The following is a 25,441-nucleotide window of genomic DNA, read 5'->3' on the forward strand; positions in this document are numbered from 1 at the left end:
ATCAGAGCCTTGGAGGCTTCAGCGGTTCCGGCCTGTCGTCGGATTTTTCACTCACGTTTTAGCGCGGGATCGTCCGGATTCTGCTGCTCCAGTTCTGCGGTGAACTGCTGCACCTTCTGGAACTGCCCGGTTTCGCGCAGGTAGTCGATCAGCGCCAGGCGTGCCGAGCGGTTGGCAGGGTGGCGCTGCAGCAGTAATTCCAGCTCGTGGCAGGCGCCGTCGCTGTCGCCGGTGTCATGCAGGGCGATTGCCAGGACGAAGCGGAACTGGTCGTCGTCCGGGCTCAGGCGCACCGCTTCGCGCAGTTCCTTGAGCGCCTGCGTACGTTGCCCCTGGCGCACCAGGCCGAGGCCATTGACGTGGTGCAGCAGGCCGGAGGTGGGGAACAGGCGCAAGCCTTCATCCAGCGCTTGCCTGGCTTCGGCTGCCCGGCCATTGCCCTCCAGCCACTGGATCAGCGTGACCCGCGCGGGCAGGAAGTCGGGGTTGCGCTGAATGGCGGCGCGCAGCGCCGGTTCCACCTGATCGCCCCGATCGGTCTGCTGGTAGAGCATGGCGAGGTTGAGATTGGCCTCGGCGCGCTCGGCGAGCTCGTGCTGGACCTGTTCGTACTCTTCGAGACCCTTGCCCAGGGCCGCTCCGATGCTGGCGCGAACTGGTGGCGGGAGCTGGGCCAGTTGCCAGGCCGCGGCGATGCGTACGGCGCGGATCGGGTCATTGAGCAACGGCGCCAGCAGCATGGCCTGCTGTGGGGCGCCCGCGAGTGCCGGCAGAGCCTCGATGGCGGCGTTGCGCACCAGCGGGTCGACGTCCTTCAGGCCCAGGGCCACCAACTCGAGCGAGCGCTGGCTGGGGTAGCTGGGCAGCTCGGCAAGCAGGGTCGCCCGGCGGATCGCCGGCAGGTCGGTCGTCGCCAGCAGCAGGTGCAGCGCACGGGAGGCGCCGGGCTTGCCGTTGCGCGCCTTCCACAGGGTGTCGTCATAGCGCGGCGCGGGGTTGCTGGAGGCGTTAGGTTTGGCCGGCAGCTCGCTGGAGAACCACTCGCGGAATTTCGCGCCGAGCTGCTTGCCTGGCATGTCGCGGTGGCAGGCCTGGCAGGCATCCGGCGCACCGATGCGGCGGGCATGGGCGGGGTTCGGCAGGGTGAAACCATGGTCGTGGCGGTAGTCGTTGACCATGTAGTAACGCCCCGGCATGTGGCAGGCGGTGCATTGCGCGCCCGGTGTACCGGGTTGGTGATGTGTGTGCTCGGGCGAGTCGTAGTTCTTCGCCTGCAGGCCCTTGCCGTCGATCTGCGGGCGCACCGGCCTGGCTGCCGTGTTGTGGCATTGCAGGCAGACGCCATTGCCCGGCGCCTTCAGCTCGCCGCTGTGGGGGTTGTGGCAATCGGTGCACTGGACCCCTTTGGCGAACATCTTGCTCTGGGTGAAGGAACCCCATTCGAAGACTTCGTCCTTGATCTTGCCGTCGATCTCGTACAGCTCGCGGGTCAGCGTGCTGGGCAGGTAGTCGTCCATGAAACGATGCTTGTTCTGGAAGCCGTCGGCCAGCGGTGCGCGGCGCGCGTGGCAGCGTGCGCAGGTCTCGACGATGGTCGCCTGGCTGGCGTTCTGCAGCGGCACTTCGAATCCCCTGTCCGCGCGGCGGTCGGGCTTCTGCGCCCATTCCAGGTGCCGGGATGCCGGGCCATGGCAGGCCTGGCAGCCGACGCCGAGGCTGTTCCAGTGGCTGGCGAAGCTGTCGGTCGTGGCGTCGTAATTGCGCTTGAAGCCGGTGGTATGGCATTCGATGCACATGAAGTTGGCGTTCTGCGCCGGGCGGGTCCAGTGCAGCTCGTCCTTGTGGTCGATACCCTGGCCGGGCATCAGCTGGAACCACTGGTGCTTGCGACTATCCCAGGCCACGCCGAGGGCTTGCAGGCGACCGCCGGGCTTGCCTTGCTCGTTTGGAAAGTCCAGCAGGTACTGCTGCAGCGGCTCGAAGCCGAAGGTGAAGGCAACCTTGAAGTCCGCCGGCTTGCCGTCGGCGCCGGGGGTATTGACCCAGTACTCGCCGTCCTTGCGGAAGAAACGGGTGGTCTCGGTCTCGCCCTTGAAGGTGACGTTGTCGAAGTCGCCCAGCACATTGCCTTCGGCAGCCGGCTTCATCGCCTGCTGGTGGTGCGAGCCCTGCCAGCTCTTGAACTGGTCGGCGTGACAGCCCTGGCATTGCTGTTCGTCGACCATCGTCGTGGTGGGTGCCGCCGGTACTGCCGGCGGAACAGGAGTCGATGCCGGGGCTTTGGCTGGTGCACTGGCAGACACCGGCAGCGCGGGGTTGCTGCTCTGCACCCACCACCACAGGCCGATGGTGGCCATCAGCAGCAGGCCGGCGCAGGCGGCCAGCAGCCATCCGCGATAGGGCTTGCGCGGCGCGCTCGCGGGGCGTGGAGCAGGCTTCTTCGGCTTGGTCATTCGACTTCCATTGTTCTTCTGGACAACTCCACGAATCGGCGCAGCTTCGACGAGGGGGCGCCGGCCTGTCAACGCGAATCAGGCCGGCCCGTGATCCCTTCGGTGAGGGGCGCCAGCCCTGCTCAAGGCTGGCGGATTTCGGCGACCCGCGCGCTGTCGACCTTTACCTCCGGATTGCCGAACTGTGCCATGAGGTAGTTCACCAGCGTGGCGATCTGCTCGTCATTCAGCGTGCCGGCGAAGCCGGGCATGAACATCTCCTCGTCGCCGACCTTGCGGTGCACGCCGCCCAGTACCACCTGCACCAGGTTGTCCGGCTGCAGGGCGCCCACGGCGCTGTTCTTCAGCAGCATCGGGTAGTAGCCGTCCTTCACCCCTTCGCCGCTCCAGGAGTGGCAGCTGGCGCAATTGCCCAGGTACAGGCGCGCACCATCGTCATGCTTTTGTGCGGCGAAGTCCTGGCCGCGCAAGGTGACCACGTCGTCTGCCGGCTCGCCCCAGGCAAAGCGTGCCTTGCGTTCGCCATCGCTGACCACCGGCACGCTGCGCAGGTAGCTGGCGATGGCCAGCAGGTCGGCGTCGGTCATGTACTGGAAACTGTGCTGCACCGCCTCGGCCATGGGCCCGGCCGCCTGCGCCTTACCCGGCACGCGGCCGGTCTTCAGGTACTGAGCGATCTCCGCGTCACTCCAGCCGCCGATGCCGCTATGGGTGTCGGGGGTGATGTTGAAGGCGTACCAGCCGCCCAGCGCGGCGCCGGAGAGGAATCCGGTAGTGCGTTCGTCCACGGCCTTCTCCTGGAAGGCCATGCCGCGCGGCGTGTGGCAGGTGCCGCAATGCGCCAGACCCTGGACCAGGTAGGCGCCGCGGTTCCAGGCCGGGCTCTGCTTCGGGTTGGGCTGGTAGACCGAATCCTGGTGAAACAGCAGGTTCCAGATCGCCAGCGGCCAGCGCATGTTCAGCGGCCAGGCGATGTCGGAATCCTGGTTGGGCTGCGCGACGGCCTGCACGCCGCCTTCGAGGAACCAGGCGTAGAGCGCCTTCATGTCCTCCTCGGTGATCTTCGCGTAGGCGGTGTAGGGCATTGCCGGGTAGAGGCGGGTGCCGCCCTTGGCCACGCCGTCGCGCAGGGCGCGGGTGAAGTCGTCGTAGCTGTAGCTGCCGATACCGGTCTTCGGGTCGGGGGTGATGTTGGTGGAATACACCGCGCCCAGCGGCGTGGCCAGTGGCAGGCCGCCAGCGAAGGGCTTGCCGCCCGGCGCGGTGTGGCAGGCGGCGCAGTCGCCGGCGCGGGCCAGGTATTCGCCGCGCTGCAGGAGCTCCTGCGGGGCGGGATCGAGAGCCTTGGCGGCGTGCGATACCAGGGGAGCGGCGAGCAGGGCGAGCAGGACCAGACGCTTCATGCCTTGGCCTCCCGCTTCAGCTGTTCGGCCAGGCGCAGGGCCAGGGCGGCGATGGTCAGGGTACAGTTCACCGAGCCGACGGTGGGCATCACGCCGCTGCTGGCGATGAACAGGTTGGGATGGTCGTGGCAGCGGCACCGCGCATCCACCACAGAGTCCTTCGGGTCGGCGCCCATCAGCACAGTGCCGGTGATGTGGTTGTTGTTGGCGAAGCTGTCGTCGAACTTCACCTCCTCGCCACCCAGCAGTTTCGCCGCATGGGCGTAGACCTCGCGGGTATGTGCCGCGCTCTTGCGCACGTAGTCGTCCATCGCATAGGTGAACTCGGGCTTGGGAATGCCCGCCGCGTCGCGCTCGCTAGCGCTGGGCACGATGCGGTTCTCCGGATGCGGGAGGATTTCGTGGAAGCTGTCGAAGCGCACGAAGCGCGCTGCGCGGTCGCGGATCTTCGCTTCCAGGTCGTGGCCCAGCAGCAGTGGTCCGTGGCGGATCAGTTCGGCGGCCACCTGATCGGTGCGCGAGAGATTGGACAGGTGAATCTTCTTCGACGCGTATTCGCTGCGGAAGGCGCCGTCGCGGAAGCCCACCATGGAGGTCATCTCCTGCGGGCCGCGACCCGGCCAGAGCTTCTCGTCGGCATAGAACTGCACGGCGGTGCCGGGGTGGTCCATGAGGTTGCGGCCGACCATGTCGGAGCTGTTGCCGACGTCGGACATCAGCATCAGCTTGGGCGTCTCGATGCCATTGGCAGCGAGGATGAAGGTATCGCCCTCGACGCGCACCTCGTTGCCCTGCGGGTCCTTGTACAGCGCTGCGACTATCTTGCCGCCGTCGCCCTTTTCCAGCTTGAACACCACGGCGTTCTCGATCAGCCGCGCGCCGGCGGCCTCGGCCTTCTCGACGTGGACGATGCCGTTGTACATCGCGCCGATGGGGCAGATGGGCATGCAGTTGTTGTTGCCGCAGCAGGTCGGCCGGCCATCGTAGGGACGGCTGTTGCGCGCCACCGGTTCGGTGACCACGCGGTAGCCGTTGGCGTTGAGCAGGGTCTTGATGCGCTGCTCGTTCCACGACAGCGGCAACGGCGGCATCGGGTAGGGCTGGCTGCGCGGCGAATCGAGCTCTTCGTCACCCGGTCCCCAGACGCCCAGTTCCTCTTCGGCGCGCTGGTACCAGGGCTCCAGTTCGGCGTACTCGATGGGCCAGTCGCGGCCCACGCCGTAGAGGCTGAGCAGCTTGAAATCATTGGGCAGGAAGCGCCAGGCCGACGCCGCCCAGTGCCAGGTGGTCCCGCCCACGGCGCGGATGTACTGCACGTCGTAAGGGTGTTCGCCTTTCTGGATCAGGTAATGGTTGTCCGGCTTGAACTGCGGATGCGGCGCGTACGGGCTGGACGGGTAGGGCGCCTGGTTGTCGGACTTGTCCGCCTGGTTGCGGAAGCGCTCGACGATCTCCCAGCGCCCCATGCGCGGGCCGGCTTCGAGGATCAGCACATCCTTGCCGGCCAGCGCCAGCTGATGGGCGACCAGCGCGCCGGCGACGCCGGAGCCGACCACCACGAAATCGGCGCGTTGCGTATCGGCCATGCTCAGGCCCCCCGCTCGGTCGGTTGCGCCGCCCAGAAGCCGGGCTTGTTCGGGCAATAGCTGCGGATCACCAGCACGTCGTCCACGGCGCGGAACATCAGCGCCTGTTCGTAGGTGACCACCGCGGCGCTGGTGTCATCGCCGATCTGGCCCAGGTACCAGCCGCCGAGAATCTGCCGGGCCAGCCACTGCTGGCGCTCGTTCCAGGTAGCCGGCGCGTCGCCCAGGCGATCCAGCAGTTCCGCGAGACTCTGCCGCAGCGCCGTGTCGCGCTGGGCCAGGACGCCGAACAGGCGTTCGCCGATGCGCGGGTCGAGGTTGCTGCGGCCGGTCAGGCGCTGGGACAGGGTCATGAACTCGTCCAGCTCCGTCGCCGCCTGGGGCGTCAGCGCGGCCCAGGTACGTGCGGCCGGGCTGAGCAGTACACCGCCCAGAGCGGCACTGGCGCACGCCACTGCCAGCAGGCGACGGCGCGAAAAAGGAAAGGCGGGCAGCTGTGCCTCGGACATGTCGACCTCTCTTGCAACAGACGAACGGTTGGGGAGCGCGGTCTGGCGCCGCTTGAATCGGGTGTTGGTCGGCCAGGGTGGCGAGACCGGGCCCAGGCCCTTAGTATTGCCGCTTGTTCAGATTCTGCCGGGCGAATCGTTCTGCCGGCGGCCCACCCCGGAGCCGCGCCGCAGAGCCTCACCGACCGGCTTTTGGGTGAAACCTTCGCGATGAAACAGTACCTCGACCTCATGCGCCACGTGCGCGAACACGGCACCTTCAAGAGCGACCGCACCGGCACCGGCACCTACAGTGTGTTCGGCCACCAGATGCGCTTCGACCTCGCCGAAGGCTTCCCGCTGGTGACCACCAAGAAGTGCCACCTCAAATCGATCGTCCATGAGCTGCTGTGGTTCCTCAAAGGTTCGACCAACATCGCCTACCTGAAGGAAAACGGCGTCTCGATCTGGGACGAATGGGCTGACGAGAACGGCGACCTGGGCCCGGTCTACGGGTACCAGTGGCGCTCCTGGCCGGCGCCGGACGGCCGCCATATCGACCAGATCGCCAACCTGATGGAGATGCTGAAGAAGAATCCGGACTCGCGCCGGCTGATCGTCTCCGCGTGGAACCCCGCGCTGATCGACGAAATGGCCCTGCCGCCGTGCCACGCGCTGTTCCAGTTCTATGTCGCCGACGGCAAGCTCAGCTGCCAGCTGTACCAGCGCTCGGCCGACATCTTCCTCGGCGTGCCCTTCAACATCGCCAGCTACGCGCTGCTGACCCTGATGGTGGCGCAGGTCGCGGGCTTCGAGCCGGGCGAGTTCATCTGGACTGGCGGCGACTGCCACCTGTACGCCAACCACCTGGAGCAGACCGACCTGCAGTTGACCCGCCAGCCGCTGCCGCTGCCCACCATGAAGATCAACCCCGAGGTGAAGGACCTGTTCGAGTTCCGCTTCGAGGACTTCGAACTGGTCGGCTACGAAGCCCACCCGCACATCAAGGCGCCGGTCGCTGTCTGACCTGCCCTCGATGAAAAAGAGGCCGGCGCAATGCCGGCCTTTGTCGTTTCTGCGTGGCTGATTCGCAGGGGCGGGCTCCGTCCGCGATGGGCAATCGGCCTGCTCGGCGCCGCCGGAAATCGATCGCGGATGAATCCGCTCCTGCGCGCCCTTGCGCGCCGTGCCTTGCCATTCATTTGGTGAATAACTGTTTCGCCTGGCGGTACAGGGTTTCATGGGGATGCTCGCCGTTGCTATGCTCCTTCGGCTGGCCGCCAAGCAGTGGCCTACGGATTTTCCGCACTACAACGACAAGACCGGGGACCGTCATGCAGCCTTTCAGCTTCGCCACCACCGCGCAGATCCTCTGCGAGAGTGGCTCCGCCGCCCGCCTGGGCGAACTCTGCCGCGAGCGCGGCGCCCAGCGCGTGCTCATCGTCACCGACCCCGGTATCACCCGCCTGAACATGCTCGACGGCGTGCTGCCCGGCTTCGCCCAGGCCGGCGTGGCGGTGGAAGTCTTCGATCAGGTGGTGGCCGACCCGCCGGAAAGCGTCGTGCTGGAAGCTGCAGAGCAGGCTCGCAAGATGGCTGCGCAACTGGTGATCGGCTATGGCGGCGGCAGCTCGATGGACGTTGCCAAGCTGGTGGCGCTGCTGGCGCATCCGTCGGCATCCCAGGGACTGAACGACCTCTTCGGCGTCGGCAACGCCCGCGGCCCGCGCCTGCCGCTGATCCAGGTGCCGACCACCGCGGGTACCGGTTCGGAAGTGACGCCCATAGCCATCGTCACCACCGGCGAGACCACCAAGATGGGGGTGGTCAGCCCGCACCTGCTGCCGGATCTGGCTGTGCTCGACGCCGACCTCACCCTCGGCCTGCCGCCGGCGGTCACCGCCGCCACCGGCATCGACGCCATGGTCCACGCCATCGAGGCTTACACCAGCAAGCTGAAGAAGAACCCGCTGTCTGACCTGCTGGCTCGCGAAGGGCTGCGCCTGCTGGCGCTGAACCTCGACGAAGCCGTGCACAACGGCAGCAACCGCGAGGCCCGCCAGGCCATGCTGCTGGGCGCCTGCCTGGCCGGCCAGGCCTTCGCCAACGCTCCGGTGGCCGCCGTGCACGCGCTGGCCTATCCGCTGGGCGGGCACTTCCATATCCCCCACGGCTTGAGCAATGCGCTGGTGCTGCCGGAGGTGATCCGCTTCAATGCGCCCAACGCCGCGTCGCTCTACGCCGAACTCGCGCCTTTGCTGCTGGGCGAGCGCCTGCGCAGCGATGCCGACCGCACCGAGCAGTTCATCGCCGAGCTGGCCGACCTCAGCCCGCGCAGCGGCCTGCCGTCGCGCCTGCGCGATGCTGGTGTACCGGAAGCCAGCCTGCCGCGCCTGGCCGCTGATGCGATGTTGCAGCAGCGCCTGCTGGTGAATAATCCCCGCGAAGTCAGCGAGAGTGACGCGCTGGCCATCTACCGAGCCGCCTTCTGAGAACCCGATGAGCGAACAGCACCCCAGCCGCACCGACTACGCGCACTTCCAGCCGGTCACCACCCGCTGGCACGACAACGATATCTACGGCCACGTGAACAACGTGACCTACTACGGCTTCTTCGACACAGCGGTGAACACCTACCTGATCGAGCGCGGTGGCCTGGATATCCACGGCGGCGAGGTGGTGGGCTTCGTGGTCAGCTCCAGCTGTGATTATTTCGCGCCGGTGGCCTTCCCCGAGCGCATCGAGGTCGGCCTGCGGGTCGGCAAGCTGGGCAACAGCTCCGTGCAGTACGAACTGGCGATCTTCCGCGAGGGCGAGGACCTGGCCTGTGCGGCGGGCAAGTTCGTGCATGTGTTCGTAGATCGGGCCAGCAACCGGCCGGTGTCGATTCCGGGGCCGTTGCGGGAGGCGATGGACGTACTGGTGCGAGTCTGACCTGCTCTTCGTAGGAGCGAGCTTGCTCGCGAACGGATTTCCCGGCAGCTCTCGATGCAGGGATTGTTCGCGAGCAAGCTCGCTCCTACAGCGGTTGCGTCACCAGCCCATCGGATAATGCTCGATCCGGCACGGCCGGCTGTTGCCGTCGCCCTTGCAGATGCCATCGAGGTACTGGTAGCGCATCCACACCCGCTGCCCTGGCGCTGGCCAATGCTTACGCGGGATCATGCTCTGCCAGTCGGCGCTTTCCGGCTCGAAGGCGATCAGCGCGCCCCGATTCGGGCAATCCGCGCCGGCGGCCCGCGGCTTGACCGACTCCACGCGGCCTTCCAGGCCCCGCACGGGCAGTTTTAGCGCCCCGATGATCTCCACTTCCATCTGGCAGACCTGCCAGTCCCCGGCGTGCGCGGTCTTCACGGCGCCAAGCGACAGCAGCAGACCGGCGGCAGCAAGCGCTTTCACGAATGACTCCTTGTGGCCAGTGATCCCTTCCCGACAAGCCTATACGAGGCTGGCCGGATGACATGCGGCTTGTCCCGGGTGGTCCGCCAAGCCTATGCTGGCCGTCGGTCGGCAGTTCACCCAGGCGTCGCCGCCTCCGTATGGAGAGCGCTAAACCTGCCGCGCGGTTCCCCGCATCTTTGACGATCCGACACACTTTCCCAGTGCCGCATCGGAAGTCGGCGACCCCCGATTACCTCCTCCGCGAGGTCTTGGCACGCAACGAGGATTGCACTGTGTCCAGGCAACGCTTGCCCTATCACGCTCCCGACATCTCCGCCCTGGCGAAATCGCTGGCCCGCCAGCTGGACGAAACGTCCGAACGGCCCAGCCACGTCGAGATGCTCAACCTGCTGGCCCGCGCGGTTGGCTTCCGTAACTACCAGGCCTTGCGCGCGAGCCAGCAGGCCGAAGCGCGCCTGTCGCGCGTAGCCGAGCCCGAGGCGGTAGTGGATTTCCGCCGCGTCGAACAATGGCGGCGCTATTTCGACGAGTCCGGCTGCCTGCAGCGCTGGCCGAAGAAACACAGCCACCGCGAGGCCTGCCTGTGGGTGCTGTGGTCAAGGCTGCCGCCACGCCAGCGTTGGAGCGAGAAGGAAATCAACGAACGGCTGCGGGCCCAGGAGTGCCTGGGCGACCACCTGTTGCTGCGACGGTCGCTGGTGGATGGCGGTTGGCTCGCACGTACCGATGACGGTAGCGAGTACCGGCGCATCGAGCGACGCCCGCCGGCGGAGCTGAGTGCGTTGTTGTCGTGTTTGCCGGCCTGCGCTTGATATCGAAGCCCTGAACGAAAAAGCCCGCCAATTGGCGGGCTTTTTCATACAGGCATCTGTCAGTCGTCGTGATGCTTGTGTTTGTGCTTGTAGTGGCCTTTGCCCTTGTGGTGGCTCTTGTTGCCGCTGTGGTGGTCGTCGTCGTTGTCACCGGCCAGGTGGTTGCCCAGTGCACCGCCAGCCGCGCCGCCCAGGCCTGCGCCAATGGCGCCGCCGGTCGAGCCGCCAACCTTGTTGCCGATGACCGAGCCACCCGCTGCGCCCAGGCCGCCGCCGATGGCCGCCTCGGTCTTGTTGCCGTTCTTCGCGCCCATTGCGCCGCCAGCTGCACCGCCTACGCCGGCACCGATGGCTGCACCGGTGGAGCCGCCCAGGGCGCCGCCCACCACGTTGCCCAGTGCGCCACCGACACCGCCGCCAATGGCGGATTTGGTGTCGTCGGCCACGGCGTGGCTGGCCAGCAGGGCCAGTGCCAGAACAGAAAGAGTCTTACGCATGTTGCGAACCTGAAAGTAGGAAAGGAATGATGAAATTGTCCCGCACAGAAAACAGCCGGGCAATCTAGCCCGGCTGTCAGTCGTCGCTTACGTGGACTGATCGAGGTTTGCAATGCCCTGGATCAGTCCCAGTGGCGGCGGTGGTGCTTGTGCTTGTACCAGCCGCGGTGGCGACCGTTATCGTGCCAGTGGCGGTCGTAGCGACGATCGTCATAGCGCGCATGGCGGTAGCCGCGGCGACCATCGTAGTCGTCGTCATCGTCGCGGTTGCTGTCGGCGTAGTGGTTACCCAGTGCGCCACCGGCGCCGCCACCCAGGGCCGCGCCGATCAGGCCGCCCGTGGTGCCGCCCATCTTGTTGCCCAGCACCTGGCCGCCCGCGGCGCCCAGGCCACCGCCGATGGCGGCTTCTGTTTTGTTGCCATGGCGTGCGCCCATGGCGCCGCCTGCTGCACCGCCAAGGCCGCCACCAATGGCGGCGCCGGTGCTGCCACCGACCGCCTGGCCGACCGCAGTGCCCAATACCCCGCCCAGGGCGCCACCGACGCCGGCACGGGTGTCGCCGTCCGCGAAGGCGGTGCCACCGACCAGCGCAAGAGACAACAGGAGCATCGAGGAGTACTTCATAGAGAGGATCTCTCTGTGGGGATGTTGGGGGCGATCCTCGGTTCGTGCGAAGGCTCTGACAAGGGGGTTCCGACGAGTAACACGACTTTCATCAAATAATGCAAGTAATTGATTTTAGGTCAGAACTTTTTCGATTTTGGGCGGTCTGAGTGTTATTCCAGGGTTCCGCTTTTGATGTGTTTTTCTCACAGAATGCCATTGAAATGATGGCCTTTCACGGAAAGCGCCCTTTTCCTTCCGAGTTTACCTTTCAGCCTCTTCCTACTCGATGCGCGTCTAGCGGATTTTTCGCAAGACGAGGCAAGGGTGCGTCCGAGAAAAGCTTCGCGAGCACGCTCGCTCCTACAAAAGAGCAGCGGCTTTTCTGCAGGAGCTGGCGCGTTCGCGAACGGGGGGTGGACGGCGCTCCGGTGGGAGCGCCGTGAAGGGCATCACGCGATGCGCTGGCTCGGTCGCGCTTTCTCGAAGCGGATGGCGACGAACTTGGAGGTTGGCGTGTGGCTGCCGACACCGTGGCTGTCCAGCGGCACCAGCGGGTTGGTCTCCGGGTAGTACGCCGCAGCCTGGCCGGCGGGAATGTCGTAGGCCAGCAGGGTGAAGCCGCTGACGCGGCGGTCCACGCCATCGGACCAGAGCGACACCATGTCTACTTTCTCGCCCGGCTCGAAGCCCAGGCGGCGGATGTCTGCCTCGTTGGCAAACACCACTTCGCGGTGGCCGCGCACGCCGCGGTAGCGGTCGTCCAGGCCATAGATGGTGGTGTTGTACTGGTCATGGGAGCGCAGCGTCTGCAGGATCAGGTGCGGCTCCTGGCCGGTCTCGCGGATCTTCGCGTGGACCAGGTCCGCTGGCAGCGGGTGGTGGTGGAAGTTGGCCTTGCCGCTGGCGGTGTTCCAGCGCCGCGAGCCCGCCGAGTTGCCCAGGTGGAAGCCGCCAGGGTTGGCCACACGGCGATTGAAGTCGCTGAAGCCGGGGATGGTGTCGGCGATCAGGTCGCGGATGCGGTCGTAGTTGGCGATCATCGCGTCCCAGTCCACCGGGTGGTTGCCCAGGGTGGCCTTGGCGATGCCGGCGATGATGGCCGGCTCCGAGCGCATCTGTTTTGACGACGGTTCCAACTGTCCGAAGGATGCGTGGATCATGCTGAAGGAGTCTTCCACGGTCACTGCCTGCGGGCCTTCAGCCTGACGGTCGATGTCGGTGCGCCCCAGGCACGGCAGGATCAGCGCGTCGCCGCCCACGGTGAGGTGGCTGCGGTTGAGCTTGGTGCTGATCTGCACGGTCAGCGCGCAATTGCGCAAGGATTGATGAGTGCGCGGGCTGTCCGGGGTCGCCTGGGCGAAGTTGCCGCCCAGGCCGATGAAGACCCTGGCCTGGCCGTCGAGCATGGCGTTGATCGCCTCGACGGTGTTGTGGCCATTCTCGCGCGGCACCTTGAACTGGAAGCGCCGTTCGATGGCATCGAGCAGGGCGGCCGGCGGGCGGTCGTTGATGCCCATGGTGCGGTCGCCCTGCACATTGCTGTGGCCGCGTACCGGGCACAGGCCGGCGCCGGGGCGGCCGACATTGCCGCGCAACAGTTGCAGGCTGACCAGTTCCTGGATGGTCGGTACCGAGTGATGGTGCTGGGTGATGCCCATGGCCCAGCAGACGATCACCCGCTCGGCGCGGCGGTACATGATCGCCGCCTGCTCGATTTCCGCGAGGCTCAGGCCCGACTGCTGGGCGATGTGCTCCCAGCTGGTGTCATCCAGCACCGCCAGGTAGGCGTCGACGCCCTGAGTGTGTTCGGCGATGAAGGCGTGGTCGAACACCGCCGGGTCGCCCTTGGCCAGGGCTTCGCGCTCCCACTGCAGGAGGAACTTGGCCATGCCGCGCACGGCAGCCATGTCGCCACCCAGTGCCGGGCGGAAGAAGGCAGTGTTCAGCGGCTCGGAGCCATTGGTGAGCATTTCCAGAGCGTGCTGCGGGTGCTGGAAGCGCTCCAGGCCGCGCTCCTTGAGCGGGTTGAAGGCGACCACCTGGGCGCCGCGCTTCACCGCTTCGCGCAGCGGTTCGAGCATGCGCGGGTGGTTGGTGCCGGGGTTCTGGCCGAAGACGAAGATTGCATCGGCGTGCTCGAAGTCATCGAAGGTCACGGTGCCCTTGCCGATGCCGACGCTCTGGCCCAGAGCCACGCCGCTGGCCTCGTGGCACATGTTCGAGCAGTCGGGGAAGTTGTTGGTGCCGAAGGCGCGGACGAACAACTGGTAGAGGAAGGCCGCCTCGTTGCTGGCCCGGCCGGAGGTGTAGAACTCGGCCTGGTTGGGGTTTTCCAGCGCGTTCAGGTGCTCGGCAATCAGCGCGAAGGCGTCGTCCCAGGCGATCGGCCGGTAGCGGTCGGTGGCCGGGTCGTAGCGCATCGGATCGGTCAGGCGGCCCTGGTATTCGAGCCAGTAATCGCTCTGCTCGCGCAGCGAAGTGACGCTGTGACGGGCGAAGAATGCGGGGTCCACGCGGCGCTTGGTGGCCTCCCAGTTAACTGCCTTGGCGCCGTTCTCGCAGAACTTCACCCGCCCGTCTTCGGGGGAGTCGCCCCAGGCGCAGCCAGGGCAGTCGAAGCCACCGTTCTGGTTGGTCTTGAGCAGGGCGCGCAGGTTCTTGAACGGCTGTTTGCTGTCCAGCCAGAAGCGCGTGACGCTGATCAGCGCGCCCCAGCCAGCGGCGGCGCCCTTGTAGGGTTGGTAGCGGGGATTTTCTTGCTGCAGGCTCATGGAATCTCTTTCTTTGAAAAAGCGGGCGTTCAGGCCGCTGGTGGCGCCGGGCTGTAGACCCGGGGCGCGCTGCGATGGGGCAGGTGGATCAGGTTCAGGTTGTGCTCGCGGGCCCACTGCACGGTGAGCGCGGTGGGAGCGGACAGGCTGACCAGGGTGGGGAGCCCGGCGCGAACGGCCTTGTGGATAAGTTCCAGGCTGCAGCGGCTGGTCACCACGGCAAAGCCGCCGGCCAGCTCCAGGCGCTGGCGCTTGAGCGCGCCGACCAGTTTGTCGAGGGCGTTGTGGCGGCCGATGTCCTCGCGGCACAGGCGAATCTCGCCGGCGGCATCGACGAACAGCGCGGCATGCAGCGCGCCGCTGCGGCGGCCGATCTCCTGCACGGCGTTGACCCGCTCGCGCAGGTGGTCGAAATGGGCGACGGGTGGCAGGGGCGCGCGCGGCAATACCGGCAGGCCGGGCAGCGCCTGGTCCAGGGCCTCGACGCCACACAGGCCGCAGCCTGTGTTGCCGGCCAGTTGCCGGCGCTGGTCCTTGAGGGCCCAGAAGGCGCGATTGCTGACCTGCACCTCGGCGGTAATGGCCTCACCATGTGCCGTCAGACTCACGTCATAGATGTCGTCGATGGACTCGATGAGGCCGGCACCGAGGCTGAAACCGTGGACGAAGTCTTCCAGGTCGTTCGGCGAGACCATCATCACGGCCTGGCTGAGCCCGTTGTAGGCGATGGCCAGGGCGGCTTCCCCGGCCAAGGCGGCGCGGCCGCCGGCACCTTGCGGGGTGAGTTCGACGTAGCTGTAGCCGTCGGCAGGCACGACGGCATCCCGGACCGCGGCGCTGGCCGGGCGGGTGATCAGGCAAGGCATGGGCTGAGCCCTGTGGTTCTAGTAATACAACCAGCCTATGCCGATGCCGGGGTAGCGTCTAATGGCTGCTGTCGATGTTGTGATAGATGCGGTTTATCGGTCGGGCGAGTCGCTGCCCAGCAGGACCGCCGCTTCGTGGAAGCAGGCTTCGGCCAGCGCCGAGCGTGGCTCGCTGCGGCGCAGGATCAGCCCGAGTGGCGACAGGGTGCGCGCGTCGTCGATCGGGGTCAGCACGAAGTGTTCACCCTGGGCATCCAGCCCGCTGCCCAGCGGCATGATCGCGCAGCACAGCCCGCGCTCGACGGCTTGCACCAACTGGTGCACAGCATCGGTTTCCAGGCGTGCCCGAGGCGCCAGGCCGCGGCTGCGGAAGCCGTGGTCGATGGACTGGCGGAAGTGCATGCCGGCCGAGAGCAGGCCCAGCGGCAGCTCCGCCAGTGCGTCCCAGCTCAGGCTCGGACCGTCGATCTGGAAGTGCCGGCGGTCGTGCAGCAGGCCCATGCGGGTAGCGGCGAGTTCGAGGCTTTCGAAATGTTCGCGGTCGAGGCGGTCGAGGTACGACAGGCCGAGGTCCAGCTGATTGCGGCCGAGTCCTTCGAGGATGTTCTCCGAACTCAGGGCGAACAGTTGGAAGCGCAGTTCCGGGTGGCGCTGGGCGAACAGCTCGATCAGCTGCATGGGGTCGAAACCTGCCAGCGGCACCACGCCGAGGCGCAGGGTGCCGACCAATTGGCCGCGACAGGCCGCCGCTTCTGCGTAGAGCCCGTCATGCGCTGCCAGCAGGCTCCGGGCCCAGGCGAGTACGCGCTCGCCGGCTTCGGTGAAACCTTCGAAGCGCTGCCCACGGCGCACCAGTTCAAGGCCCAGTTCCTCCTCCAGGCTGCGTACGCGCATCGACAGCGTTGGCTGAGTGACGTGGCAGCGTGCCGCCGCCTGGCCGAAGTGCCGTGTCTCGTCCAGCGCGCAGAGGAATTTCAGCTGCTTGATGTCCATCGGCGGGAGAGCTCCGGGGGCGTTCTGTCGGGTTAAGGCGGGATTAGGAGTATTCCGTCGGGCGCTGCGGAAGTCGGCGACTAGACTCCAGGGGCGCGCGGTCTGCCCAATGCCGGCCGCCTGTCACTGTAACCGTAGGGAGGTTGGAAATGGGCATTTTTGCGTTCGTGAAGGAAGCCGGCGAAAAGCTGTGGGAAAGCATTGTGGGTCAGGAGGCGCAGGCCGCCGACTCGCTCAAGGACCATATCGCCAAGGTGGGCCTGGGCAACCCGAACATCCAGGTCAGCGTCGAGGGCGACAAGGTGATCGCCACCGGTGAAGTGGCCAGCCAGGAAGAGAAGGAGAAGATCCTGCTGGCGCTGGGCAACGTCGCGGGCGTGTCGGGTGTGGAAGACCACATCAGCGTCGCCACGCCGGCTGCCGAGGCGCGTTTCGTCACCGTGAAGAAGGGCGATACGCTCAGCGCCATCGCCAAGGCGGAGTACGGCAACGCCAACCTCTACAACAAGATTTTCGAGGCGAACAAGCCGATGCTCAGTCATCCGGACAAGATCTATCCCGGCCAGGTGCTGCGGATTCCGGAGTGATGTCCCCGAGCCCGGCCCAGTGCCGGTCTCGTTGTTTCTGCGCTCCTCACAAGCCTTCGAGCAGCGCCCGGTAGTCTTCCTGGGCAGCGAATTCCTCGGTGTCCTTTGGCCCCTGGCGGCTGTCGGGCTGGCGTACCGCAAGCAGATGGCCGATGCCGAAGGTCCGCGCCGCGCGCAGGATCGGCAGGCTGTCGTCGATGAACAGGCTGCGCGCCGGGTCGAAGTCGACGTCCGCACGCAGTGCCTGCCAGAACTGCTGGTCTTCCTTGGGAAAACCGTAGTCGTGGGAGCTGATCAACCGATCGAACCAGGGCGCCAGCTCTACACGCTGCATCTTCAGCGTCAGCGAATCGCGGTGCGCATTGGTAATCAGCACCGCCTGCCTGCCGTGTTCGCGCAGTTGCGCAAGGAAGAAATCGGCGTCCGGACGCAGGGCGATCAGGTGGGCGACCTCGTGCTTGAGGTCCATGATCGACAGCTTGAGCTCGCGGCTCCAGAAGTCCAGGCAGTACCAGTTGAGCAGCCCGGCGTTGTCACGGAACAGTGGCAGCAGTTCGGCATCGGCCTGGGCGCGGCTGATGCGGTGGTGCTCGGCGTACCGTTGCGGCAGGTGTTCGAGCCAGAAGTGGTTGTCGAAATGCAGATCGAGCAGGGTGCCGTCCATGTCGAGCAGGACGGTGTCGATCTGGTTCCAGGGCAGGCGTGGCATGCTGGGCTTTCGCAAAAGGGTGTCGCAATTGCGCCGCCGATGGACGGAATCGGCGCGATATCTGACACGGAGAATCGGAAAAGGCGGGTTATCATAGCCGACCCGGCCACCCCCAGGAGTCGCCCCATGCGTCAGAAACCCACGGTCCTCGCCCGAGAGATCGTTGCCAGAAGCCGGCTATTCGCCGTCGAGGAGCTGCAGTTGCGCTTCTCCAATGGCGTCGAACGGACCTACGAGCGCCTGGTGGGCAAAGGGCAGGGCTACGGTGCGGTGATGGTGATCGCCATGCTCGACGCCGAGCACGCCGTGCTGGTGGAGGAGTACTGCGCCGGGGTCGATGAATACCAGTTGTCGTTGCCCAAGGGCCTGGTGGAGCCGGGTGAGGACATCCTCGACGCCGCCAACCGCGAGCTGAAGGAAGAAGCCGGTTACGGCGCCCGTCAGCTGGAATACATCACCGAGCTGTCCCTGTCGCCCGGTTACATGAGCCAGCGCATCCAGGTGGTGCTCGCCCGTGACCTCTACGAGGAATCGCTGCCCGGCGACGAGCCCGAGCCCATGGGCGTGGACAGGATCAGCCTGCGCGAGCTCTCCAGCCTCGCGCAGAATGCCCAGTTCAGTGAAGGGCGTGCCCTGGCCGCGCTCTACCTGGTGCGCGACCTGTTGACCCAACGAGGGGAGTTCCAACCGTGATGAATGCCTTCCTGCCTGCCGTGATCGACCTGGTGCACAAGGCGGGCGATGTGATCCTGCCGTTCTGGCAGGGCGACCTGGATGTCCAGAGCAAGTCCGACGAATCGCCAGTGACTGCCGCCGATCTGGCCGCCCACCGCCTGCTGGCCGACGGCCTGCGCGCGTTGGCGCCGGATGTGCCGGTGTTGTCCGAGGAGGATTGCGACATTCCCCTGGAACAACGGGCCCAGTGGAGCCGCTGGTGGCTGGTGGACCCGCTGGACGGTACCAAGGAGTTCATTTCCGGCAGTGACGAGTTCACCGTCAACGTCGCGCTCATCGAGCACGGGCGCGTGATCTTCGGCGTGGTCGGTATCCCCGCCAGCGGTCGCTGCTACTACGGCGGTACCGGCCTGGGCGCCTGGCGCGAAGAGCGTCGCGGCGAGCCCGAAGCCATCGAGGTGCGCAGCAGCCCGGAAGACGTCTTTACCGTGGTGGCCAGCAAGCGCCATTCCAGCCCGCAGCAGGAAAGCCTGCTGTCCGGCCTCGCGCAGCGCTTTGGCGACCTGAACCTGGCCAACATCGGCAGTTCGCTGAAGTTCTGCCTGCTGGCCGAAGGCTCGGCCGACTGCTACCCGCGCCTGGCGCCAACCAGCCAGTGGGACACGGCAGCCGCCCAGGGTGTGCTGGAAGGCGCCGGCGGCGAAGTGCTGGATACCAAGGGCGAGCCTTTTACCTATGAGGCGCGGGAAGGTTTCCTCAATTCGTCCTTCCTGGCGCTGCCCAAGGTGGCCGAATGGCGCGACGATCTGATCCAGCTGGCTCGCGCGCTGGACTGACCCCATACCGTTGTAGGAGCGAGCCCGCTTGACGCGGGTGTTGCCGGTGAACTCGTTCGCGAGCAAGCTCGCTTCTACAGAAAGCTTTCAGCAGTAGTGATCCATGCCCGAATTACCTGAAGTCGAAACCACCCGCCGGGGCATAGCGCCCCATCTTGAAGGTCAGCGCGTCAGCCGTGTGGTCGTCCGGGAGCGCCGCCTGCGCTGGCCGATTCCCGAGGACCTCGACGTGCGCCTGTCCGGGCAGCGCATCGTGCAGGTGGAGCGGCGTGCCAAGTATCTCTTGCTCAATGCCGAAGTGGGGACGCTGATCAGCCATCTGGGCATGTCCGGCAGCCTGCGCCTGGTGGAGTGCGGCACGCCGGCAGCACGCCACGAGCATGTGGATATCGAGCTGGAATCAGGCATGGCGCTGCGCTACACCGACCCGCGCCGCTTCGGTGCGCTGCTCTGGAGCCTGACGCCGCTGGAACATGAACTGCTGCGCCACCTGGGCCCGGAGCCGCTCACCGACGCCTTCGAAGGCGAGCGGCTGTTCCAGCTGTCGCGCAACCGCAGCATGGCGGTGAAGCCCTTCATCATGGACAACGCGGTGGTGGTCGGGGTGGGCAACATCTACGCCACCGAGGCGCTGTTCGCCGCCGGCATCGACCCGCGCCGCGAGGCGGGGACCATCTCGCGGGCGCGCTACGTGAAGCTTGCCCAGGAGATCAAGCGAATCCTCGCCATTGCCATTGAGCGCGGCGGTACCACGCTGCGCGATTTCGTCGGCGGCGACGGCCAGCCCGGCTACTTCCAGCAGGAGCTCTTCGCCTACGGGCGCGGTGGCGAACCCTGCAAGGTCTGCGGCTCGACCCTGCGCGACGTGCGCCTCGGCCAGCGCGCCAGCGTCTACTGTCCGCGCTGCCAACGCTGAGGCCGCGGGGCCGCCGTTAAGCTGCCGCCCGATCTGCCACTCCACCTTCTGCCATAACAACAATGGCCCCCGACGAGGGGCCTACAGGTGATTCATGTCCGGCAACTACCTGCCCCGCAACCCGTTCGCCGAGGCGCTCGGCCACAGCATGCTGCGTGCGGCCGGCTGGCGCATCGAAGGCGCGCTGCCGCCACTCGACAAGTTCGTGGTGATCGGCGCGCACCACACGTCCAACTGGGATTTCGTGTTGTTTCTCGCGGTCAAGTTCGTGCTGCGGCTGAACGCCCGCTGGTTCGGCAAGCACACCATCTTCCGCGCGCCCTTCGGCGCTCTGATGCGCCGCTGGGGCGGCATCCCGATCCAGCGCCACCTCAAGCTGAACACGGTGGACCAGGCGATCCAGGCATTCCGCGACAACCGCGAGATGATGCTGATCCTCTCGCCGGAGGGTACGCGGCGGAAGGTCGAGCGCTGGAAAATGGGTTTCTACCACATTGCTCGCGGGGCGGGCGTACCCATCGTGCTGGCGGCGCTGGACTATCCCGGACGACGCATCGTCATCGGCGAGCCGTTCTGGCCCACGGGCGACGAGTCCGCCGACCTGCGCCGGATGCTGGCGTTCTACCGGCCGTTCGTGCCGAAAAAGCCTGAATACGCATTCTTCGGTGATTGAAGGCTGTCACGCGACAAGTCATGGAGCGCTGTTATAGTTATGGCAGTCTGCCTGCCCAACTACACAAAAAAGGACTTCCCTCCATGACCCTGTTCCGCACCGCCGCCACTGCAATGGCCCTGGTCTGTGCATTTTCGGTGTTGCCGGCTGTTGCTCAGGAAGAAGTGAGCAACGTCAGCGGTGATCCGACGTACGTCGTCGAAGCCCCGCCGTTCTACTCGATGATGGGTGACCTGCTGATCGCTCGCCCGCTGCTGATTGCCGCCACCGTGGTGGGCACCGCCGCCTTCGTGGTGACCCTGCCGTTCAGCGCGGCCGGCGGCAATATCGGCGAAGCGGGCAAGGCGCTGGTCGTCGACCCGGGCAAGGCCGCTTTCGTACGTTGCCTGGGCTGCACCACCAGCGGCTACAAGAAAGACTGATCCGTCGTCCCGTTCCGGGGCGGCGAGGCCGCCTCGTCGGCCCGGCTTGCCGGGTGAGTCCTGTGGGTAGCCCATGAACCTGAGCGGCCTGAAGAAGCACCTGCGTCCGCTGCTTCTGCTGCTGGTCGCCATCGTCCTGGGCTACACCTTCTGGTCCAGCGCCGGCCTGCTGCAGTTGGGAGCGGGCCTGGCGCTGTTCCTGCTCGGCATGCAGTGCCTGGAAGAAGGGCTGCGCGACCTGGCCGGCAGCCAGCTCGAACGCTGGCTGGAAAAAAGCACCGCGACGCGCGGCAAGAGCCTGCTGTTCGGCCTCTTCGGCACCTTCCTGCTGCAATCCTCCACGCTGGTTTCCCTGCTCACCATTGCCTTCATCAGCACCGGGCTGATCCAGCTGGCGGGTGGCATCGCGATCCTGTTCGGCGCCAACCTGGGTGCCACCAGCGGCATCTGGCTGCTGGCGCTGGCCGGGCAGAACCTCAGCCTGAGCCCGCTGGCGCTGCCATTGCTGGTGTTCGGCATCCTGCTGGGGTTCAACGGCGCCAAGAGCAAGGCTGCCGGACGCATCCTGCTGGGCATCGCCTTCATCTTCCTGGGCATCGACCAGATCAAGGAAGGCTTCCAGAGCTTCGGCGATGCCATGGACATGAGCGAGCTGCGTGCCGAAGGCATGCTCGGCGCGCTGCTGTTCGTGACCTTCGGCCTGCTCATCACCGTGGTCCTGCAATCCAGCCACGCCACGCTGATGCTGACCCTGGCGGCCCTGGCCGGCGGGCAGCTGGAGCTGGGCCAGAGCCTGGCCATCGCCATCGGCTCGAATGTGGGCAGCAGCGTCACCACGGCCTTCGTCGGCTCCCTGGGCGGCAACCGCAGTGGGCAGCGGCTGGCGCTGGCCCATGTGCTGTTCAATGTCGTGACCGGTGTGCTGGCCTTCCTGCTGTTGTCGCCGTTGACCTGGCTGGTGCACTGGCTGGTGACACCGCTGGGCCTGGCGGACAACCCGATGATCCAGCTGGCGCTGTTCCATACACTGTTCAATGGCATGGGCGTGGCGTTGTTCTGGCCCCTGCAGGGCGCGCTGGCCAATGCCCTGGTGCGTTGGTTGCCGGAAGTGGAGGAGCCGGCCGTGCTGATCACCGACATGGCGCCGGCCATGCCGAGCATCGAGCGCACCCATGCGCGCTACCTCAACGAACGCGCGCTGGATTCCGCCGATGCCGCCGCCAGCGCGGTACTCCAGGAACTGCGACATCTCGGCCGGTTGAGTATCGAGGTGATCTGCCACGCGCTCTACCTGCCGGTGGACATGCTCAGCCAGCCGCGCATTGACGAGAACGAGCTGCGCGCGGCGCCCGACCGCCATGCGCTGGGCGCGGAAGTGCTCTACCAGCGCCATATCAAGGGAGTTTATGGCGATCTGCTGAGCTTCATGGGGCGCCTCGAAGTCCCTCTGGACGAGGAACACCAGCGCTTCTGGCTGTCCTGCCAGGTGGTGGCGCTGCAGTTGGTGGATGCCGTGAAGGACGCCAAGCATCTGCAGAAGAACCTGGGGCAGGCTCTGCAGGGCGAGCCTTCAGTGCTGCGCGATACCTATGTCGAGCTGCGTCGCCACCTGATCGCGATGCTGCGGGAAGTACGTGCGCTGGGTTCGTTGATTGGCGGCGATCTGCCGCAAGAGGCGCTGACGGCGCGCTTGCAGCTGCTCGACGAAAGCGCCGCCGAATTCGACGGTGCCTTCCGCCAGCGTCTGTTCGCTGCGGTGCGCCGGCACGAACTGGATGGCCTGCAGATGAGCTCGCTGATGAACGACCTGGGCTACGTCAGCCGCATCATCCAGAGCCTGCGCAATGTACTGCAACTGGGCACCGAGCATGGCCTGTTCGAGCCGGGCGAGGACGAAGCGCCCGGCCTCATCCTGCCCTGAGGAATCCCTGGTCAGCGCAGCGGTGCCGCCAGTTCGGTGGCCAGGCCGATGCCGCGCGGATCGCTGGCGGACTGCACCTCGCCGGACTTCTTGTTCCACAGCAGCACCTGCTGGTTGCCATAGGCGCGACCCACATCCTTGAGCGTGTAGCCACGGCGCTGCAGGTCGGCCGCTTCGGCAGCGCTGAAGGCGCGCGGTTCGTGCTCGATCACGTCCGGCAGGAACTGGTGGTGGTAGCGCGGCGAAGACACCCAGCGCTGCACCGGCTTGCCGTCCAGGTATTCGAGCATCGCCAGCAACACCATGCTGGGAATCCGGCTGCCGCCCGGCGTGCCGAAGGCGGCCAGCTCTGTGGGGCTTTCGATGAAGCTCGGGCTCATGCTCGACAGCGGGCGCTTGCCGCCCGCTACGGCGTTGGCCTGGCTGCCGGCCAACTGGTAGGCGTTGGCGCCGCTGACGTCGGTGGCGAAGTCGTCCATCTCGTCATTGAGCAGCACGCCGGTGCCGGGCACGGTGAAGGCCGCACCAAAGGGCAGGTTGACCGACAGCGTGGCAGCAACGGCATTGCCGTCGGCGTCCATCACCACGAAGTGGGTGGTGTGATCGCCCTCGCGCCAGGCGGGCGCGGGTGGCAGCGAAGAGCTGGGCGTGGCGCGCTGCGGATCGATGCCGGCGGCCAGGCGCTTCAGGTAATCCGGTGCGAGCAGTTGGTTGACCGGGTTGGCGACGCGGTCAGGGTCGCCCAGCAGGCCACGGTCGCGGTAGGCGCGGCGCAGGGCTTCGACAACGTAGTGGACGCGCTGTACGGGTTCGGCCTTCTGCCAGGGCAGCTGCTGCAGCATGCCCAGGCTCTGCGCGAGGGCGACGCCACCGGCGGAGGGCGGCGGGGCGCTGATCAATTCCTTGCCGTCGGCCAGCGGGTAGCGCAGCGCCTGGCGTTCGACGGTGCGGTAGCTGGCGAGGTCTTCCAGGCTCCACACTCCGCCGGCGGCGCGCACGCCTTCCACTAGTTTCTGCGCGGTCTCGCCTTCGTAGAAGCCGATGCGGCCGTAGCGCGCCAGTTTCTCCAGGGTGTTGGCCAGCTGTGGCTGGCGCATCAGGCTGTATTCTTCGGGCAGGTTGCCCTGGTCGAGGAAGATGCGTGCGGTCTCGCGGTCCTGGCGCATGGCATCCAGCCGCCAGGAGGCGCGGTCGATGTAGACGCGGTCGATGGAGACGCCATCGGTGGCCAGGCGGATCGCCGGTACGAGGTTGTTCGCCAGGGTCTTGCGGCCGTAGCGGCTGGTGATGTCCGCCAGGGCGGCGGGCAGGCCGGGGATACCGGCGGCCAGCGGGCCGTTGAGCGACAGCTGCGGATCGACCTTGCCGTTGCGCTCGTACATCCGCGCGTGGGCGGCCAGCGGGGCGCGCTCGCGGGCGTCGATGAAATGGTAGGTCGGCGGGCTGCCGGCCTTGCGCAGCAGGAAGAAACCGCCGCCGCCCAGGCCGGAGCCGTAGGGTTCGGCCACCGCCAGCGCGGCGGCGATGGCCACGGCGGCGTCGAAGGCGTTGCCGCCGTCGGCGAGTGTTTCAAGACCCGCGACAGTGGCGGACGGATGCGCCGTGGCGACGCTGGCCTGGGCCGGGTGTTCCGCGGCGTGCAGCGCGAAGCTGAGCAGCAGCAGGCTGCAGAAGCCGAGCAGGGAGGCGCGGGAGCGGGAGTTCAACGAGGACATGGCATCTCACGAACCGCCGGCATTGCCGGCTGGAAAACCAAATGGGGCGAAGGTGGAGGATAGACAATCCACGGCGCCGCAGGTTTGTGAGAACTCAATGAAAAAGTGTCGAATCGCGCGAAGTCAGGCCTTGCCGGTGAGCTTCTTGTACTTCTCCATCAGCTCTTCCTTGCTCTCGACGTGGGTTTCGTCGAGGGGAATGCAGTCGACCGGGCAGACCTGCTGGCACTGTGGCTCGTCGTAGTGGCCGACGCATTCGGTGCACAGGTTCGGGGCGATGACGTAGATCTCCTCGCCCTGGGAGATCGCGGCATTGGGGCACTCGGGTTCGCAGACGTCGCAGTTGATGCAATCGTCAGTGATTTTCAGGGACATCGATACAACTCCAACCAGGGCGGCTGCCATGGCGATCGGTAGCAACAAGGATGAAATTGTGCCGTATCGGCGCGCGCAGTGCACGCAGTCAGGGAGTCAACTGACGGAAACCGCCATCCTTGGCGGCGTGCGGATCAGCGCTTGAAGCGCTCGGCCAGGGCGCTGGCCACCGCGGGATGGACGAATTTGGTGATGTCGCCGCCCAGGGCCGCGATCTCGCGCACCAGGGTGGAGGAGATGAAGGAGTACTTCTCCGACGGCGTGAGGAACATGCTTTCCAGGTCAGGTGCGAGCTGGCGGTTCATGTTGGCCAGCTGGAACTCGTACTCGAAATCCGACACCGCACGCAGGCCGCGCAGCAGGATGTTCGCATTCTGCTCCTTGGCGAAATGTGCGAGCAGCGTGGAGAAGCCGACGACTTCTACATTGGGCAGGTGCGAGGTGACCTGGCGGGCCAGCTCGACGCGCTGTTCCAGCGGGAACAGGGGATTCTTCTTGGGGCTGGCGGCGACGGCAATGATCACCTGGTCGAACAGTCGCGAGGCGCGTTCGACCAGATCGGCATGGCCTTTGGTGATGGGGTCGAAGGTACCCGGGTACAACACTCGATTCATCGCGGCGTCCTGGTCGGCTCTTGTTGGCAGGCTGGTGCAATAGCGGGCGGATGGTAACGCAGCATGTCCGTGGGGCCAAGCGACCTTGGTAGTGCTTCTGTGAACGGACTACCTGAGAT

General features: G+C 66.3%; 25 protein-coding genes. 11 read left to right on the top strand and 14 right to left on the bottom strand.

Going from position 1 to position 25,441, the window contains the following annotated elements; all coding sequences use genetic code 11:
- Positions 1–47: 47 nt before the first annotated feature.
- From RS899_RS28850 to RS899_RS28865, 4 genes are all read right to left on the bottom strand, one after another.
- Positions 48–2,453 carry a tetratricopeptide repeat protein gene (locus RS899_RS28850; RefSeq protein ID WP_315808643.1) on the bottom strand — a complete coding sequence of 802 codons (2,406 nt, stop codon included), beginning with the start codon at positions 2,451–2,453 and terminating at the stop codon, positions 48–50.
- Between the two features lie 122 nt (positions 2,454–2,575).
- Positions 2,576–3,856, bottom strand: a complete 1,281-nt coding sequence (locus RS899_RS28855; protein WP_315808644.1) for a cytochrome c — start codon at positions 3,854–3,856, stop codon at positions 2,576–2,578.
- Entirely contained in the window at positions 3,853–5,442 is a 1,590-nt protein-coding gene (locus RS899_RS28860; RefSeq protein ID WP_315808645.1) for a GMC family oxidoreductase, read from the bottom strand. The genes RS899_RS28855 and RS899_RS28860 overlap by 4 nt, the downstream gene beginning before the upstream one ends.
- A gap of 2 nt (positions 5,443–5,444) precedes the next feature.
- Positions 5,445–5,951 carry a sugar dehydrogenase complex small subunit gene (locus tag RS899_RS28865; protein ID WP_315808646.1) on the bottom strand — a complete coding sequence of 169 codons (507 nt, stop codon included), beginning with the start codon at positions 5,949–5,951 and terminating at the stop codon, positions 5,445–5,447.
- Positions 5,952–6,161: 210 nt separating this feature from the next.
- On the opposite strand from RS899_RS28865, the gene RS899_RS28870 reads away from it, so the two are divergent.
- The 3 genes from RS899_RS28870 (at position 6,162) to RS899_RS28880 (ending at position 8,864) form a co-directional block, all read left to right on the top strand.
- Positions 6,162–6,956 (top strand): thymidylate synthase, encoded by a 795-nt coding sequence (locus RS899_RS28870; protein WP_315808647.1) that lies wholly within the window; start codon positions 6,162–6,164, stop codon positions 6,954–6,956.
- Positions 6,957–7,264: 308 nt separating this feature from the next.
- Positions 7,265–8,422, top strand: a complete 1,158-nt coding sequence (locus RS899_RS28875; protein ID WP_315808648.1) for an iron-containing alcohol dehydrogenase — start codon at positions 7,265–7,267, stop codon at positions 8,420–8,422.
- Positions 8,423–8,429: 7 nt separating this feature from the next.
- Positions 8,430–8,864 (top strand): thioesterase family protein, encoded by a 435-nt coding sequence (locus tag RS899_RS28880; RefSeq protein WP_315808649.1) that lies wholly within the window; start codon positions 8,430–8,432, stop codon positions 8,862–8,864.
- A gap of 99 nt (positions 8,865–8,963) precedes the next feature.
- On the opposite strand, the gene RS899_RS28885 is transcribed toward RS899_RS28880, so the two are convergent.
- A complete protein-coding gene (locus RS899_RS28885) occupies positions 8,964–9,329 on the bottom strand; it encodes a hypothetical protein (protein ID WP_315808650.1) in 366 nt (121 codons plus the stop codon).
- A gap of 275 nt (positions 9,330–9,604) precedes the next feature.
- On the opposite strand from RS899_RS28885, the gene RS899_RS28890 reads away from it, so the two are divergent.
- On the top strand, positions 9,605–10,144 hold the full coding sequence (locus tag RS899_RS28890) for a DUF2087 domain-containing protein (protein WP_054907785.1): 540 nt from the start codon (positions 9,605–9,607) through the stop codon (positions 10,142–10,144).
- Between the two features lie 59 nt (positions 10,145–10,203).
- Here the strand turns inward: RS899_RS28890 and RS899_RS28895 are convergent, their stop codons facing one another.
- The 5 genes from RS899_RS28895 to RS899_RS28915 form a co-directional block, all read right to left on the bottom strand.
- Positions 10,204–10,641: a glycine zipper domain-containing protein gene (locus tag RS899_RS28895; protein ID WP_054907786.1), complete on the bottom strand. Its 438-nt coding sequence runs from the start codon at positions 10,639–10,641 to the stop codon at positions 10,204–10,206.
- A 122-nt stretch (positions 10,642–10,763) separates the two neighbouring features.
- Complete coding sequence (locus tag RS899_RS28900) at positions 10,764–11,267, bottom strand: hypothetical protein (protein ID WP_054907787.1); 504 nt, start codon at positions 11,265–11,267, stop codon at positions 10,764–10,766.
- Positions 11,268–11,698: 431 nt separating this feature from the next.
- Positions 11,699–14,020 (bottom strand): FdhF/YdeP family oxidoreductase, encoded by a 2,322-nt coding sequence (locus RS899_RS28905; RefSeq protein ID WP_315808651.1) that lies wholly within the window; start codon positions 14,018–14,020, stop codon positions 11,699–11,701.
- Positions 14,021–14,049: 29 nt separating this feature from the next.
- Complete coding sequence (gene fdhD, locus RS899_RS28910; RefSeq protein WP_315808652.1) at positions 14,050–14,886, bottom strand: formate dehydrogenase accessory sulfurtransferase FdhD; 837 nt, start codon at positions 14,884–14,886, stop codon at positions 14,050–14,052.
- A gap of 93 nt (positions 14,887–14,979) precedes the next feature.
- On the bottom strand, positions 14,980–15,879 hold the full coding sequence (locus RS899_RS28915; protein ID WP_233297040.1) for a LysR family transcriptional regulator: 900 nt from the start codon (positions 15,877–15,879) through the stop codon (positions 14,980–14,982).
- Between the two features lie 149 nt (positions 15,880–16,028).
- Between RS899_RS28915 and lysM the strand changes: the two genes are divergently transcribed.
- Positions 16,029–16,466 carry a peptidoglycan-binding protein LysM gene (gene lysM / locus RS899_RS28920; RefSeq protein ID WP_054907790.1) on the top strand — a complete coding sequence of 146 codons (438 nt, stop codon included), beginning with the start codon at positions 16,029–16,031 and terminating at the stop codon, positions 16,464–16,466.
- A 46-nt stretch (positions 16,467–16,512) separates the two neighbouring features.
- Here lysM and yrfG read toward each other — a convergent pair whose 3' ends face one another.
- Positions 16,513–17,175 carry a GMP/IMP nucleotidase gene (gene yrfG / locus RS899_RS28925; protein ID WP_315808653.1) on the bottom strand — a complete coding sequence of 221 codons (663 nt, stop codon included), beginning with the start codon at positions 17,173–17,175 and terminating at the stop codon, positions 16,513–16,515.
- A gap of 126 nt (positions 17,176–17,301) precedes the next feature.
- Here yrfG and nudE point away from each other — a divergent pair, with 126 nt between their 5' ends.
- From nudE to RS899_RS28955, 6 genes are all read left to right on the top strand, one after another.
- On the top strand, positions 17,302–17,868 hold the full coding sequence (nudE, locus tag RS899_RS28930; protein ID WP_017521420.1) for an ADP compounds hydrolase NudE: 567 nt from the start codon (positions 17,302–17,304) through the stop codon (positions 17,866–17,868).
- The gene (gene cysQ, locus RS899_RS28935; RefSeq protein WP_315810480.1) at positions 17,868–18,686 is read left to right on the top strand and encodes a 3'(2'),5'-bisphosphate nucleotidase CysQ; all 819 of its coding nucleotides are present in this window, start codon (positions 17,868–17,870) and stop codon (positions 18,684–18,686) included. Before nudE ends, cysQ begins: the two co-directional genes overlap by 1 nt.
- Positions 18,687–18,789: 103 nt before the next feature.
- Positions 18,790–19,602 (top strand): bifunctional DNA-formamidopyrimidine glycosylase/DNA-(apurinic or apyrimidinic site) lyase, encoded by an 813-nt coding sequence (mutM, locus tag RS899_RS28940; RefSeq protein ID WP_024767006.1) that lies wholly within the window; start codon positions 18,790–18,792, stop codon positions 19,600–19,602.
- Between the two features lie 94 nt (positions 19,603–19,696).
- Positions 19,697–20,275 (top strand): lysophospholipid acyltransferase family protein, encoded by a 579-nt coding sequence (locus RS899_RS28945; protein WP_054907794.1) that lies wholly within the window; start codon positions 19,697–19,699, stop codon positions 20,273–20,275.
- 83 nt (positions 20,276–20,358) lie between these two features.
- Positions 20,359–20,697 carry a multidrug transporter gene (locus tag RS899_RS28950; RefSeq protein WP_233297043.1) on the top strand — a complete coding sequence of 113 codons (339 nt, stop codon included), beginning with the start codon at positions 20,359–20,361 and terminating at the stop codon, positions 20,695–20,697.
- Positions 20,698–20,770: 73 nt separating this feature from the next.
- A complete protein-coding gene (locus RS899_RS28955) occupies positions 20,771–22,618 on the top strand; it encodes a Na/Pi symporter (RefSeq protein ID WP_315808654.1) in 1,848 nt (615 codons plus the stop codon).
- An 11-nt stretch (positions 22,619–22,629) separates the two neighbouring features.
- Here RS899_RS28955 and RS899_RS28960 read toward each other — a convergent pair whose 3' ends face one another.
- From RS899_RS28960 to coaD, 3 genes are all read right to left on the bottom strand, one after another.
- Positions 22,630–24,333: a gamma-glutamyltransferase family protein gene (locus tag RS899_RS28960; RefSeq protein ID WP_315808655.1), complete on the bottom strand. Its 1,704-nt coding sequence runs from the start codon at positions 24,331–24,333 to the stop codon at positions 22,630–22,632.
- Positions 24,334–24,456: 123 nt separating this feature from the next.
- Positions 24,457–24,708: a YfhL family 4Fe-4S dicluster ferredoxin gene (locus RS899_RS28965; protein WP_315808656.1), complete on the bottom strand. Its 252-nt coding sequence runs from the start codon at positions 24,706–24,708 to the stop codon at positions 24,457–24,459.
- A 134-nt stretch (positions 24,709–24,842) separates the two neighbouring features.
- A complete protein-coding gene (gene coaD, locus RS899_RS28970) occupies positions 24,843–25,322 on the bottom strand; it encodes a pantetheine-phosphate adenylyltransferase (RefSeq protein ID WP_024767001.1) in 480 nt (159 codons plus the stop codon).
- Positions 25,323–25,441: the final 119 nt, after the last annotated feature.

It is taken from the genome of Pseudomonas sp. C9-3 (genome assembly GCF_032392015.1).
Classification (GTDB): Bacteria; Pseudomonadota; Gammaproteobacteria; order Pseudomonadales; family Pseudomonadaceae; genus Pseudomonas; species Pseudomonas nitroreducens.

Excerpts from the sequence above, each read along its gene's own strand:
- RS899_RS28965 (WP_315808656.1), bottom strand. The coding sequence starts at position 24,708 with ATGTCCCTGAAAATCACTGACGATTGCATCAACTGCGACGTCTGCGAA.
- RS899_RS28880 (WP_315808649.1), top strand. The coding sequence starts at position 8,430 with ATGAGCGAACAGCACCCCAGCCGCACCGACTACGCGCACTTCCAGCCG.
- fdhD (WP_315808652.1), bottom strand. The coding sequence starts at position 14,886 with ATGCCTTGCCTGATCACCCGCCCGGCCAGCGCCGCGGTCCGGGATGCC.
- RS899_RS28950 (WP_233297043.1), top strand. The coding sequence starts at position 20,359 with ATGACCCTGTTCCGCACCGCCGCCACTGCAATGGCCCTGGTCTGTGCA.
- RS899_RS28955 (WP_315808654.1), top strand. The coding sequence starts at position 20,771 with ATGAACCTGAGCGGCCTGAAGAAGCACCTGCGTCCGCTGCTTCTGCTG.
- RS899_RS28875 (WP_315808648.1), top strand. The coding sequence starts at position 7,265 with ATGCAGCCTTTCAGCTTCGCCACCACCGCGCAGATCCTCTGCGAGAGT.
- RS899_RS28960 (WP_315808655.1), bottom strand. The coding sequence starts at position 24,333 with ATGTCCTCGTTGAACTCCCGCTCCCGCGCCTCCCTGCTCGGCTTCTGC.
- RS899_RS28905 (WP_315808651.1), bottom strand. The coding sequence starts at position 14,020 with ATGAGCCTGCAGCAAGAAAATCCCCGCTACCAACCCTACAAGGGCGCC.
- RS899_RS28870 (WP_315808647.1), top strand. The coding sequence starts at position 6,162 with ATGAAACAGTACCTCGACCTCATGCGCCACGTGCGCGAACACGGCACC.
- RS899_RS28860 (WP_315808645.1), bottom strand. The coding sequence starts at position 5,442 with ATGGCCGATACGCAACGCGCCGATTTCGTGGTGGTCGGCTCCGGCGTC.
- RS899_RS28900 (WP_054907787.1), bottom strand. The coding sequence starts at position 11,267 with ATGAAGTACTCCTCGATGCTCCTGTTGTCTCTTGCGCTGGTCGGTGGC.
- yrfG (WP_315808653.1), bottom strand. The coding sequence starts at position 17,175 with ATGCCACGCCTGCCCTGGAACCAGATCGACACCGTCCTGCTCGACATG.
- cysQ (WP_315810480.1), top strand. The coding sequence starts at position 17,868 with ATGAATGCCTTCCTGCCTGCCGTGATCGACCTGGTGCACAAGGCGGGC.
- RS899_RS28945 (WP_054907794.1), top strand. The coding sequence starts at position 19,697 with ATGTCCGGCAACTACCTGCCCCGCAACCCGTTCGCCGAGGCGCTCGGC.
- mutM (WP_024767006.1), top strand. The coding sequence starts at position 18,790 with ATGCCCGAATTACCTGAAGTCGAAACCACCCGCCGGGGCATAGCGCCC.
- lysM (WP_054907790.1), top strand. The coding sequence starts at position 16,029 with ATGGGCATTTTTGCGTTCGTGAAGGAAGCCGGCGAAAAGCTGTGGGAA.
- nudE (WP_017521420.1), top strand. The coding sequence starts at position 17,302 with ATGCGTCAGAAACCCACGGTCCTCGCCCGAGAGATCGTTGCCAGAAGC.
- RS899_RS28915 (WP_233297040.1), bottom strand. The coding sequence starts at position 15,879 with ATGGACATCAAGCAGCTGAAATTCCTCTGCGCGCTGGACGAGACACGG.
- coaD (WP_024767001.1), bottom strand. The coding sequence starts at position 25,322 with ATGAATCGAGTGTTGTACCCGGGTACCTTCGACCCCATCACCAAAGGC.
- RS899_RS28865 (WP_315808646.1), bottom strand. The coding sequence starts at position 5,951 with ATGTCCGAGGCACAGCTGCCCGCCTTTCCTTTTTCGCGCCGTCGCCTG.
- RS899_RS28895 (WP_054907786.1), bottom strand. The coding sequence starts at position 10,641 with ATGCGTAAGACTCTTTCTGTTCTGGCACTGGCCCTGCTGGCCAGCCAC.
- RS899_RS28855 (WP_315808644.1), bottom strand. The coding sequence starts at position 3,856 with ATGAAGCGTCTGGTCCTGCTCGCCCTGCTCGCCGCTCCCCTGGTATCG.
- RS899_RS28850 (WP_315808643.1), bottom strand. The coding sequence starts at position 2,453 with ATGACCAAGCCGAAGAAGCCTGCTCCACGCCCCGCGAGCGCGCCGCGC.